Raw genomic sequence first — 12,082 nt, forward strand, 5'->3', positions numbered from 1 at the left:
ATTTGTCTGCAAGGCATTGATAAAATTTGATTTAGGGAAATTAAAATGACAAAAAATATTGTTGCCGGAATGATGATGGCCGCGTTTTCAGGGGCAGTATATGCAGGATCCGCACAAGCCATACCGGATTTTTCACCGGAAAGTTTATCGGTTTCAGCCTCTGCCGGGATGCTGAGCGGAAAATCCCATGAAATGGTGTACGACGAAGTCACAGGAAGAAAAATCAGCCAGCTCGACTGGAAAATCAAAAATGTCGCCATTCTGAAAGGTGATATTTCCTGGGATGCTTATTCATTTTTGACACTGAACGCCCGCGGCTGGACGTCTCTGGCATCAGGCTCGGGTCATATGGATGACTACGACTGGATGAATGCAAAACAATCCTCCTGGACAGACCATTCATCCCATCCTGCGACCAACGTCAATTACGCCAATGAATACGATCTCAACGTTAAAGGCTGGATCGTCCAGGGCGATAACTATAAAGCTGGCGTAACCGCAGGTTATCAGGAAACGCGCTTCAGTTGGACGGCGACCGGTGGCTCTTATAATTATGATAACGGCACCAATACGGGCAACTTCCCGGCAGGTGAACGCGGTATTGGCTATAGCCAGCGCTTCTCCATGCCGTATATTGGTCTGGCGGGTCAGTACCGTTTCAATGATTTTGAATTCAATGCCCTGTTTAAATTCAGTGACTGGGTACGCGCGCACGACAACGACGAGCACTATATGCGCGATCTGACCTTCCGTGAGAAGACCTCGGATTCCCGCTATTACGGTGCGTCGGTTGACGCAGGTTATTACGTCACGCCGAACGCCAAAGTGTTCGCAGAATTTACCTATAGCAGTTACGAAGAAGGTAAAGGCGGTACGCAGATTATTGATACCAATACTGGCGAATCGGGCTCTATTGGCGGAGATGCTGCCGGTATTTCAAACCGCAACTATACCATTACTGCGGGTCTGCAATACCGCTTCTGATCCCGTTGTGGTTAATCAAGATCGGGCCCCTGACGGGGCCTTTTTGTGATGTTGAGTTAAACTCACATTGATTCTGACTATTTGTCGTTTTTCAAACGCGACGTCCCTGAAATATCATCCTTCAAAATTGATAAATGTTCAGGGAGCAAACATGACGCTTGACGTTATATTTCATTTAATGAAGCTGGTCTCACTAGATGAATATTCATCCGGCGCCAATTTATCGGCACTGCTGGAATCGCTGTCAGCAGAAAAAGAGAACGATGTCACCCTTGCGGCCTTTGTGCATCGCCTTCACATTCTGTGTGCCGCTCACAACGACCCCATGCAAGCTGAAGCGTTGCTCGCCGCTAATCTGCCAAAAGAGGGTGAGCCTCTTCCCGTACTGGATTTTTCAGGATGGCCGCTGGTGCGTTACGCCCTTTCAGGTGAATTACAAACGCCCGAGTCCGAGGCATACTTTCAGAACGTCACGTCGGCTGCCACTATATTGCGTGCAGCGATAGTAGATTCAGAGCGCGCAAACAATACGCCTGCGATCGCTATTCTCGATAAACTTCTCAACCTGAACGGTGCATTGCCGGAAAGGTATAAAAAAATGGCAAATATTCCTTACGCCTGAAGTTTATAGAGCAGGATACGCCCGCGGCATATCCTGCTTTTGATAACTACAGCCGATGCTCGTCGTATTCCAGACAGATGATATCAAGAGAAGGAATGACCGGGGCATGCAGGTTAAGCCAGTCCAGCAGACATTCAATACTCTTTTTCCTGAGTGAATTTTTCGGCCAGACAATGTAATAACCGTCCCCGGTGGCGATGGCTTCTTTGAAAGGCAGCGCAAGCAGGCCGCTATTCAGCGCGTCAAGCGAAAGCAGCAGGTCGGCAATCGCGACGCCATGGCCGTTCATGGCGGCACTACTCCCCTGTTCAAGGGTGTCGAAAACCGCTCCGCGACTCATATCAAGCCCGGGGAATAACCCCGTCCTTCTCAGCCACCGCCGCCAGTCGCGTCTGTCCGGGGAAGGATGGATCAGATCGCACTGCGAAAGTTGCTCTCGGGCAGATTCCAGTAAAGCGGGGGTACAGACCGGAATAAGCCATTCACTGAAAAGCAATCGGCTCTCCGTTGACTCGCCAAAATGGCCGTTGCCCAGCAGGATCGCGCAATCATAGGGCTCTCGCGTGAAATCAACGGTATCGATGTCCATCCAGACGCTGGCTATTTCAACGTTGGGTTTTTCATGATGTTCACGAAACGATCGCAGGACGTTAAGCAACCATCTCATGGTGAGCGTACTGGGTGCCTTCAGCCGCAACAGGTGGTTTTCACTTCTGAAAGCCCGACAGGCCCACTCGATGCTCCTGAACCCTTCGTGAAGCTGCCCGGCCAGAACACGCCCCGCCTCACTGATCTCCACTCTCGGCCCCTGCCGTTTGAACAACTCACAGTCGAACCACATTTCCAGGGTGCGGACATGTCTGCTGACCGCGCCCGGAGTAATATTGAGCACCTCAGCGGCTTTACTGAAGGAGTTTACTCGCGCAGCGACTTCAAAGGCGCGCAGGGCATAGAGTGGTGGTAAGGACATAATTCCCCTTTACAGGATGGCGGCCGAAACCAGAGCTTCATCTTGAGTGACTGGCAGGCGTAGTGATTTCAGCCAGCAGCCAGCGTTCAAACGTCACTAACGCCGCGTCATTGATTCCCGTTTCCGCCGGTTTAATGAAACAGAATGTCTTAATTAACCTTTCTGAGGCAGGCCATGGCGAAACCAGCATGCCGCTGCGTAGTTCGTTTTCGATATACATGCGTGGTATCAATGCGACGCCGTGACCTGCCAGCACAGCAGCGATCGCCATTTCATGAAGATCGTACCGTACGCCCTGAGACGGGTTATCAAGACTGATCCCGCTTTCCAACGCATAGCGATGCCACGCATCCGGATTCTGCCGGCGATGGATCCGCGCAAGTGCATTGAGTTGCTCACCGGGTTCCTTATCCATTAACAGTGCAGGATGACACACCGGCACCAGTTTTTCCTCAAACAACGGCTGCAGTCGCATCCCGGCCCAGGCGGGATGTTGAAAATGAACGACGGCATCAAAGCCGCTCCCGGGCAAAATAAACGGATCCGTTCTGGCCGCAAGATTGACTGAGATCTCAGGGAACTGCGAGGTAAAGCGGCTCAGGCGGGGAATGAGCCAGCGGCTGCAAAATGTCGGTAGCACGGCAATATCCAGACTCTGAGTCCCCTCTTGTATGCCCATGATGTCCTGAGTCTCCCTTTCGAGCCGCTCAAGAGTTTCACGTACATGATGAGCATAGCGCGCGCCAGCAGGATTTAGCTTTACGCGGCTCCCGGTACGGTCAAACAGTTTGCAGTTTAACAGCGATTCCAGACGTGCAATCTGGCGGCTAATCGCCCCTTCCGTCAGAAAGAGCTCCTCTGCAGCCCGGGCAAAATTACCATGCCTGGCAGCGGCATCAAAAGCCTGCAAAGAGGCGCTACTGGGTATCTTTTTGCGCATTAAGCCTGGTCCTGAGGCCGCGCATATTCTGCGCAGTCGATGAGTTAATGTCACTGAACCATGACATAGTATCGATTTAACGCACGAAAAACAGCCTGTAGCATGATGAAAAGTCATTAAGTGAAGAGGTTGTGATGTTCTATATCGTGGAATGTTCGTATAACGATCCGCCAAGCGAAGCTGAGTGGAGCACGTTTTATAGTCAGGAGAAATTGCCCGCTCTTCTCTCCGTGACCGGATTTATGACGTCTCAGCGTTTTCGGGCCATCACGCCTGGCTGCCCGGTTTATCTTGCCCTGCATACCGTTACCAACGCGGATGTTTTGCACAGTGAAGAGTACCGTCTGAAAGGCGGCGGTAATTTTTCTCGCTGGCAGAGGTGCATAACTGACTGGCACCGTAATCTCTATGCCTGTGAAGATCCGGCGCCCGCTCTCTCCTGCGATCAAATTTTGCTGTTAAGCACTCATCTCGTTAGTCCTGCCGGACACAGGGCCATCGACATGCAGGCCGTGGGGCTGGATTGTTCCCCGGAACGTCGCGTTGCGTGGGTGTTGCCTCGTGAAACTGCCATCCAGGCTTCGCCTCTTCCTGAGGTCTATCTCTACGAACCACTGACACCCCAGTTGCAGCGTTCAGGCATCAATACGCAACCAGAACAGCGGAGTACGCGATGATTCAGTCCACCTTCCCGGTACGCCAGATTGGCGATTTTGAGATTACCGCGCTCAGTGACGGCGTTCTGTCAGCTCGTCTCGATTTGCTCTCAGGAATAGAAAACGCAGCGGCAAACGAAATCCAGGAGCATGCAGGCGTCGCGGAACCCGGCGATATTCACATCAATGGCTACCTCATCCGGGGCCGGGGGAGAATTATTCTGGTTGACGCTGGCGCAGGTGGGGTGAACAACGTGGGGGGTGACCTTATCACCCATCTCGCCGCGGTTGGCGTGGTTCCTGACGAGGTGGATACCGTTTTATTAACGCACTGTCATCCGGACCATATTGGTGGTCTGCTGGATGCTGAACAGCGTCCTGTCTATCAACATGCAGATATTTTTCTTCACCCTCTGGAAGCGGAACACTGGTGGGACGATAACACGCTAAACAGTGCCGATGCGCGTGCAGCGCGTAATTTCAGGTTCGTGCGCCAGACGTTACAGGCGTGTAGTAAACAGGTGCGTTTTTTCGATGAGAACAGTGTTGCCGAAGGGATCCTGCCGGTCTGGTTACCCGGCCACACGCCCGGACATACCGGGTTTCTCATTCACTCGCATGACAAGGACTTACTGATATGGGGAGATATTGTCCACTACCCGCATATACAGTCTGCCCTGCCGGAGGTTTGCATCGCCTTTGACGCGGATCCTGCACAGGCCGAAGCAACGCGTAAAGAGGTGCTGGAACGCGCGGTCAGGGAGAATCTGCTCGTTGCGGGAATGCATATCGGGCCACAAGGGTTTGCGCGCGTTCTCCGTGTGGGAAGTGGATATCGACTCTCTTACTCTGGTTAAGACGTCAGGCTTGTTCATTCGCGTTCAGCATACGGGCCTTTCTCTTTCGTCAATCCAGCGCATCAATTCCGGAAGCTGCGTTTCTGAGAATACCGCGATCCCATGTTCAGCGAGTAATGCTGCCGCGACACCCATCCCCGTGTTGCGCACGCCGCTAAAAGAACCATCATAGATATGCTGGCTCCCGCAGGTTGGGCTGCCATCCGTGAGCAGCGCCGCGCGACAACCATGCTCCTCTGCGGTACGTAGCGCCAGCCAGGCGGCAAGCTGATAGTGCTCGGTGACATCCTGACCCGTATTCTCAATAATTCTGGCCTGCCCGCGCATGACATCCCGACCGTCGGCCGACAAAATCTCTGCTGGTGGTCGGGGCACCGGCAACCCGGCAGCCAGTTCAGGGCAGTGGATCACTAACCGCTGCTCCGCTTGCCAGCGGGAGAGTTGCGCCATCGCCTTCGCTTTTTCGCTGCCGTTATAACGAACCCTGAACCCCATCAGGCACGCACTGACCAGAATTTTATTTATCATCGCTTCCCTGTCGTGTAGATGATGAAAGTGAGGAAGTGTAACACGCTGTGGATACTGGCGTGGGTGGTGAAGGTTGGCAGTGTGCGCGAAAAACACGTACTTATCACATCAACGTCACCCGATTCAGCCCCTGCTAGTCAGATCTTCGCGCGTTGGGCCTTGAAAATAGATGTGGCTGATATGGCAACTGCGAGGTTGCATCAGTACAAAACGAATGGTTTCCCAGACCGAGCGCCCGTTCAGCAGACCGTCCCCCATTCTGGATTGATCATCAAAAGCTGGCTCTAATCCGGTATTTTCGAAATCGGGTGGATACAGTCCAGTAACACGTATGTTTTCTTCAGACATTTGCCGCGACAGTTTCGTTATAAACCCGCTCAGCCCATGTTTACTGGCGAAAAAAGCGGGATGCGCAATTGAATCGGTGAAATTAGGGATCCCACAGGAAGAGATAATCGAGATGATATCAGCGCTGGCTGAACGTCTTAATCCGGGCAGTAATGCCTGAGTCAAGAGAATCGAACCCGTCAGACCTGAACTGATGGTATTGATAATTTCTGTGTCTGGCTGATCGTCTAACCTGCCTGACAACCACTGAGCAGCATTGAGGATTAAAATATCTACAGGCTTGTCTGACGTTAACAGCTGTGAAGAAAACTGAGAAATGGAATCAGGTTGGGTTAAATCACAGAGATACCCTTTTGCCATGCCGCCTTCAGCAGTGATGATGCTGCAGGTGTTTTGAATATCATCAGCGCGCCGCGCGCAAAAATCCACCTCGACACCTTCTCGTGCCAACCACACGCACAACGCCTGTCCAAATCCCCCGCTGCCGCCAGTAATGACGGCTCTTTTACCTCTCAGCATCTTCATGTCTCCGTTTGTAGTGAGTATGTGTTGGTGGAGATATAGCATGGGGAGGCGGAGCGACATCTTTCCGTTAGTGCCATTTACATGTAAGAAAGACAGGCAACATCGAATATTGTCTACTCAATATGTCGATGAAGCCTGAAGATGATCATTCATAGCATCGTGATGACATCATCTAACCAGCCAGGAAGATGTTCCCTGTACCAGTCGAGATATAAAGGAAAGTCTGCGTTTTGCCGCTCATTAAGTAGCACAATGACTTCGGTGACAATCCATGCTTTGGCAATGGCAATTTCTCTCGCTAACGCATTACGGTCATGATGGAAAGAGAACTGGCAATAGCGTTCAGCAATATCAGTAAACATTAGCTTCGAACCCATCCCTTTTATCAGAGGGGCAAGATCGATCGCAGGACTCCCTTTTCCAAATCGTTCCCAGTCGAAAAGAACCAAATCACCGTTTTCTCTTCTTCCCCAATTGCCAGCATTGCTATCACCAGAGATCAGGCTTGGGTAAGCGAACAAAACATCACTACATTCCTGAAATAGCCGAAATTGCTGTGTACTTTTATCTGGTAACGCTAAAAGCATGAGGGACTTTTCGAGCGCCAGTTCTGACCACGAGTGGCTGTGGTAAATCCATTCAGAATTTGCGGGGAAACCATGCAAGCGTGCCAACATAGCGGTGGCGTCGTCACCTGCGACATCGTTCTGTTCAACCTTTTCAGGAATATATTCCAGTATTAACTTGCGTAAAGGGGCATTAGCGGAAAAGAGCATTGGGGTAACAATGCCAGCCTGATTAAGCTCCGTTGCAGCGTACTGATAAAAGCTGTACTCCACCTCTCCGACAGGACATTTTTCAATCACTTTATGCCCGCAGTCACTTACACTCAGCATTACTTTCGCGGTGCCCATTTTTGATAAATCCGTAGCAGACATGCACTGTCTCTTATGAATGAGTTGGGACGGTGGCACGGAGAATCCACCTGAAGCAAGACGCTAACGTTGTATGCTCAGTAAAACTGACACGAAAACGTCCAGAGTCCCTCCGGTGATTTGTGAAAATAGCCGATACCATTATCCGCCCACATCCAGTTGACCTTTTCCTCTGATCCCACCTGAAAGACAAAGTCTTCTATCCCCACGCCATGTTGTATCTCCATCGGGTATCCTCCGACCTTGGTTCCCCTGTAGCGTTTAAAATCATCATGGAAGCGGTCACTTGCCTCCTGATCACCGTTTACGTCAGAAAGGTCGATAATATCCCAGGCATCCTCCCATCCCGGCGCATCATCATTAACGCCCTTCCATAGAACCGGAAATGCGCGATAAGGCGTGTCTGTTGCTGGCAATAACTCAAGCCCTTCAAGGGTGGCATATTCCCGTATGAGCCAACCTTCACCATGAGGTTTATCAAATGGATGGCTTTCAATATTGTGAAAGAGCACCAGGAGTGCCACGTCCTTCAGTTGCTCAGGGATAACGGGAAGCTCATCTATACGAATCTGAAGAAGCGGAAACATCGGCTGCTCCTTCCAGAGTGGTAATCCTTCACCGGGAAGAGCGACACCGTTTAAAAACCAGGATGTAAGGGGGTCTGCCGGGGGACGAAAACCGCCCACTTGTGCCACCGATGCAGGACGTAATTTGGATCTGAGCTCGTCTAAAACTAACGCACTCCTGGATTTCATATTTGTCGCCTTACGTATGGAGAGACTCTATACAGTCTGAAATAAAGACGTTTTTATTATATCGTAATCATTATTCATCAGACCTGCATATAAAAAGGGCTTGTCATGTTTGCGGTTGAGAAATTAAAAGTGAAGTACCCAGGCGCCGGTGCCTGGCAAATGGGCGACAGCCCGGAACTGGCCAGCGAGCTTGCAGACCTGATTAAAAAAGGGATCAAAACCGCTTCCTGCGGATCTTTTGCCTCTTATCAGCAGGAGGAGTCTGCCCCGCGGATCGGGAGTTATAACATTATTCTTGATGGCCAGAATGTTCCGGTCTGTGTAACCCGGCTGGTTTCAATGCGACTGGTGCGTTTTTGTGATGTGACCGAGGCGTTTGCCCGTAAAGAAGGTGAAGGCGATTTAAGCCTTGAATACTGGCAGAAAGAGCATCAGCGATTTTTCACCCGAGAAGGTCATTTTTCTGAAGATATGGAGTTGATCGCAGAAGAATTTGAAGTGGTTGAGGTGCTGTGAAATGAGAGAAAATTAATCGCCCGGGCCAGGACGTAGCAGTCAGGGTGTGAAAGGCGCCACCGGCGCCCTGGTGTAAGACGTATTGCAGTATCTCGACTGTTTTTCCACCGTTAATGTCCCTGTCAGGCAGCTTTCACGGCTCGGATTTTTTTACTGCCAGCCTCATCAGAGGCTGTTTTATCGGTTACAGCGTTGAGATCGGGCAGTTTACTGGTACGCAGAATATGCTGCACGGCCTCTTTCTGCTCGGCGAGATACAACCCCAGATCTTCAGCCTGCGTTTCGTCCATCTGCAGTCCGCTTTGCAGCAGCCAGTCGGTGAACGCGTCTGCCATGTCGAGCAGTTTGTCGTGCGCGTCAGCCTCTTTCTTACTGGCAAATGTCATTTTCTCTTCACCTTTTCTTACAACAACATATTTTGTTACAACCGCCATGATGCGCCCCTTTAACTGTATTTATATACAGTATAACCTTTCACGGTGTAGGTTGCAGCTAAAATTTATTTTCTGTCCGTCCCCCTTACCGCTGCCCCACTCTGCCCGCCAGTGGGTGAGCCTTAACCCAGACGGCCAGCGTATGAACTACACTTCTTAATTCGCGGCGGAGTCGGGCCGTATACCGCATTTCATTTCTGCCTTTCATGCAATCTGTCTATCTGAGTGGAGAATAATCATGGGTTATGTAACAACTCGCGATGGCGTCAATATCTACTACAAGGACTGGGGTCCAAAAGACGGGAAAGTGATCTTTTTCCATCACGGCTGGCCGCTAAGCAGTGATGACTGGGACGCCCAGATGCTGTTCTTCGTCAATAAAGGATTCCGCGTTGTGGCCCATGACCGTCGCGGTCATGGTCGTTCAGATCAGGTGTGGGACGGCCATGATATGGATCACTACGCTGACGATGTGGCCGCCGTTGTGGAACATCTTGGCGTACAGGGTGCGATGCATGTCGGGCATTCAACCGGCGGCGGTGAGGTGGTGCGTTATATCGCCCGGCACGGTGAAGACAAAGTTTCCAAAGCCGTACTGATCAGTGCTGTACCGCCCCTGATGGTGAAGACGGAGAGTAATCCTCAGGGTACGCCAAAGTCAGTATTTGATGATTTTCAGGCCCAGTTGGCGGCGAATCGTCCTCAGTTTTATTATGACGTGCCCGCGGGACCGTTCTATGGATTTAATCGCCCGGGGGCGAAGCCTTCCGAAGCGGTCATCTATAACTGGTACCGTCAGGGAATGATGGGAAGCGCCAAGGCGCATTACGATGGGATTGTGGCCTTCTCGCAGACTGACTTCACGGAAGACCTCAAAGGGATATCCATCCCTGTTCTGGTCATCCACGGGGATGACGATCAGGTGGTGCCGTATGCAGATTCCGGCGCGATGTCAGTCAAGCTGGTCCAAAACGGAACCCTGCATACCTATAAAGGCGCGCCTCACGGTATCCCAACGACACATGCCGATCAGGTCAATGCCGATCTTCTCGCCTTTATAAACAGTTAACCCCGCACATTACCCCCTTAGGCGGGAGCAAAACGGTTCCCGCCCAGGCTAGGGTGATGTCTGGCATAAATGCCGCGTTTTCGGGCTGACAATGCTGCGACGCCATGCCCCCGGCGCCTGACCATACTGACGCTTAAAGCTGCGGTTGAAAGACTGCTGGGAGTCAAAGCCCAACGCGATTGCCACGTTCAGGATCGGCTCATCGCTATGGGTTAACCGCTCCATCGATTTTTGAAGTTTCTGCGCACGGATATACTCGGCAATAGGATAACCCGTGTGTTCTTTGAAGATCCGCTGAAGATGCCATTTTGAATAGCCTGCACGCTTTGATACGGTCTCAATGTCCAGACGACTATCCAGGTTGTTATCGATCCAGTCGAGCAGATCGTGAATAAATGCGCCAGTGTCCATCTTCTCCCCCACACGCCACGTAGTAAAAAGCACCTTTGTTTGTTGCATTTAAAGATGGCCCGTTTTGATGTTAAATGCAAGTTGTATTGTTGCATTTAAATCCCTGCCGGAAACGCGCCTTTTTCCCCGGCATCAAATAGCACATAAAGTGCAACAATTATTCTTGCACTAAATTTAGCGCCTACCTACAATCGCCGCGATAGTGTATTCACAATTGTTACAGTTTTGTGGCGATGAACGACACAAATGGCCTTAAGCCAGCCCGGACAAAGGAAGTGGCGCGGCGTCCCCCGTTGCGTCTTGCCCGGCGGCTACAACTACCGGAATAAAAATAATGAGCCTGCAAAAAACCTGGGGTAATTTTCATCTGAACGCGTTGGGCGCGGTGTTACTCTCCGCCCTGCTCGTCGGGTGTGACGAGGGTGTCGCGCAAAATGCCGCGCCACAAGCGCCCACCGTCAGCGCCGCTGACGTGGTCGTCAAATCCATTAGCCAGTGGGATAGCTTTAATGGCCGGATCGAAGCGGTGGAAAGCGTACAGCTCCGCCCTCGCGTCTCCGGCTACATTGATAAAGTGAATTACACCGACGGTCAGGAGGTCAAAAAAGGCCAGGTATTGTTCACGATCGATGACAGAACCTATCGCGCCACGCTGGAACAGGCGCAGGCAGCGCTGGCAAGAGCCAAAACGCAGGCCAGTCTGGCGCAAAGCGAGGCAAACCGTACCGATAAACTGGTCAATACCCATCTGGTCTCACGTGAAGAGTGGGAGCAGCGCCGCGCTGCTGCCGTCCAGGCCCAGGCCGACATTCGCGCCGCACAGGCGGCGGTGGATGCCGCGCAACTGAACCTGGATTTCACTAAAGTGACCGCCCCTATCGACGGGCGCGCCAGCCGCGCGTTGATCACCAGCGGGAACCTCGTTACCGCCGGTGATAGCGCCAGCGTGCTCACCACGCTGGTTTCGCAGAAGACGGTTTACGTCTACTTTGACGTGGATGAGTCAACCTACCTTCACTATCAAAAACTCGCCCTCAGCGGGCAAGGTGCCGCCAGCAATCACCAGGCGCTACCGGTTGAGATTGGGCTGGTGGGCGAAGACGGCTATCCCCATCAGGGCAAAGTCGATTTTCTTGATAATCAGTTAACACCCAGTACCGGCACCATCCGCATGCGCGCGCTGCTGGATAACACACAGCGTCAGTTCACGCCGGGACTGTTTGCCCGCGTCCGCCTGCCGGGCAGCGCGGAGTTCCAGGCCACGCTAATTGACGACAAAGCGGTGCTGACCGATCAGGATCGTAAGTATGTCTATGTCGTTGATAAAGAGAGTAAAGCGCAGCGACGTGATATTACGCCAGGGCGTCTGGCCGACGGTTTACGTATCGTCCAGCAGGGGCTGAAGCCTGGCGATAAAGTCATCGTCGACGGTTTACAAAAAGTGTTTATGCCGGGCATGCCGGTAAACGCGAAAACCGTTGCCATGACCACCCGCGCCGCCCTTAACTGATCCCTTATCTGAGAATCCGACC

15 protein-coding genes are annotated in these 12,082 nt (G+C 51.9%); 7 read left to right on the forward strand and 8 right to left on the reverse strand.

Features of this window, described 5'->3' with window-relative positions:
• Nucleotides 1-45: 45 nt before the first annotated feature.
• Nucleotides 46-984 (forward strand): omptin family outer membrane protease, encoded by a 939-nt coding sequence (locus APU11_RS04000; protein ID WP_029883117.1) that lies wholly within the window; start codon nucleotides 46-48, stop codon nucleotides 982-984.
• A 151-nt stretch (nucleotides 985-1,135) separates the two neighbouring features.
• On the forward strand, nucleotides 1,136-1,606 hold the full coding sequence (locus tag APU11_RS04005) for a hypothetical protein (protein WP_013096730.1): 471 nt from the start codon (nucleotides 1,136-1,138) through the stop codon (nucleotides 1,604-1,606).
• 46 nt (nucleotides 1,607-1,652) lie between these two features.
• Here APU11_RS04005 and APU11_RS04010 read toward each other — a convergent pair whose 3' ends face one another.
• Entirely contained in the window at nucleotides 1,653-2,576 is a 924-nt protein-coding gene (locus APU11_RS04010) for a LysR substrate-binding domain-containing protein (protein ID WP_013096731.1), read from the reverse strand.
• Nucleotides 2,577-2,613: 37 nt separating this feature from the next.
• Entirely contained in the window at nucleotides 2,614-3,516 is a 903-nt protein-coding gene (locus APU11_RS04015; RefSeq protein WP_058650342.1) for a LysR substrate-binding domain-containing protein, read from the reverse strand.
• Between the two features lie 134 nt (nucleotides 3,517-3,650).
• On the opposite strand from APU11_RS04015, the gene APU11_RS04020 reads away from it, so the two are divergent.
• Both APU11_RS04020 and APU11_RS04025 read left to right on the forward strand, forming a co-directional pair.
• A complete protein-coding gene (locus APU11_RS04020; RefSeq protein ID WP_058650343.1) occupies nucleotides 3,651-4,193 on the forward strand; it encodes a hypothetical protein in 543 nt (180 codons plus the stop codon).
• A complete protein-coding gene (locus tag APU11_RS04025; RefSeq protein WP_058650344.1) occupies nucleotides 4,190-5,029 on the forward strand; it encodes an MBL fold metallo-hydrolase in 840 nt (279 codons plus the stop codon). Before APU11_RS04020 ends, APU11_RS04025 begins: the two co-directional genes overlap by 4 nt.
• A gap of 24 nt (nucleotides 5,030-5,053) precedes the next feature.
• Here the strand turns inward: APU11_RS04025 and APU11_RS04030 are convergent, their stop codons facing one another.
• The 4 genes from APU11_RS04030 to APU11_RS04045 form a co-directional block, all read right to left on the reverse strand.
• Nucleotides 5,054-5,557, reverse strand: a complete 504-nt coding sequence (locus APU11_RS04030; protein WP_060578322.1) for a DUF523 domain-containing protein — start codon at nucleotides 5,555-5,557, stop codon at nucleotides 5,054-5,056.
• Between the two features lie 123 nt (nucleotides 5,558-5,680).
• A complete protein-coding gene (locus tag APU11_RS04035; protein WP_058650377.1) occupies nucleotides 5,681-6,424 on the reverse strand; it encodes an SDR family oxidoreductase in 744 nt (247 codons plus the stop codon).
• Between the two features lie 155 nt (nucleotides 6,425-6,579).
• Nucleotides 6,580-7,368 carry a phosphotransferase gene (locus APU11_RS04040; protein WP_058650346.1) on the reverse strand — a complete coding sequence of 263 codons (789 nt, stop codon included), beginning with the start codon at nucleotides 7,366-7,368 and terminating at the stop codon, nucleotides 6,580-6,582.
• Between the two features lie 74 nt (nucleotides 7,369-7,442).
• Nucleotides 7,443-8,120, reverse strand: a complete 678-nt coding sequence (locus APU11_RS04045; RefSeq protein ID WP_057072217.1) for a DUF1963 domain-containing protein — start codon at nucleotides 8,118-8,120, stop codon at nucleotides 7,443-7,445.
• A gap of 105 nt (nucleotides 8,121-8,225) precedes the next feature.
• On the opposite strand from APU11_RS04045, the gene APU11_RS04050 reads away from it, so the two are divergent.
• The gene (locus APU11_RS04050) at nucleotides 8,226-8,636 is read left to right on the forward strand and encodes an ASCH domain-containing protein (protein WP_013096735.1); all 411 of its coding nucleotides are present in this window, start codon (nucleotides 8,226-8,228) and stop codon (nucleotides 8,634-8,636) included.
• Between the two features lie 122 nt (nucleotides 8,637-8,758).
• On the opposite strand, the gene APU11_RS04055 is transcribed toward APU11_RS04050, so the two are convergent.
• Nucleotides 8,759-9,070, reverse strand: coding sequence for a YebG family protein (locus APU11_RS04055; protein WP_058650347.1), 312 nt, complete (start codon nucleotides 9,068-9,070; stop codon nucleotides 8,759-8,761).
• A 238-nt stretch (nucleotides 9,071-9,308) separates the two neighbouring features.
• Between APU11_RS04055 and APU11_RS04060 the strand changes: the two genes are divergently transcribed.
• On the forward strand, nucleotides 9,309-10,139 hold the full coding sequence (locus APU11_RS04060) for an alpha/beta hydrolase (protein WP_020688164.1): 831 nt from the start codon (nucleotides 9,309-9,311) through the stop codon (nucleotides 10,137-10,139).
• 48 nt (nucleotides 10,140-10,187) lie between these two features.
• Here the strand turns inward: APU11_RS04060 and APU11_RS04065 are convergent, their stop codons facing one another.
• On the reverse strand, nucleotides 10,188-10,550 hold the full coding sequence (locus APU11_RS04065; protein ID WP_013096738.1) for a helix-turn-helix domain-containing protein: 363 nt from the start codon (nucleotides 10,548-10,550) through the stop codon (nucleotides 10,188-10,190).
• Nucleotides 10,551-10,884: 334 nt separating this feature from the next.
• On the opposite strand from APU11_RS04065, the gene APU11_RS04070 reads away from it, so the two are divergent.
• The gene (locus APU11_RS04070; RefSeq protein ID WP_020688166.1) at nucleotides 10,885-12,060 is read left to right on the forward strand and encodes an efflux RND transporter periplasmic adaptor subunit; all 1,176 of its coding nucleotides are present in this window, start codon (nucleotides 10,885-10,887) and stop codon (nucleotides 12,058-12,060) included.
• The last annotated feature ends 22 nt before the right edge of the window (nucleotides 12,061-12,082 follow it).

This window comes from Enterobacter sp. 50793107, from assembly GCF_001463365.1.
Classification (GTDB): Bacteria; Pseudomonadota; Gammaproteobacteria; order Enterobacterales; family Enterobacteriaceae; genus Enterobacter; species Enterobacter cloacae.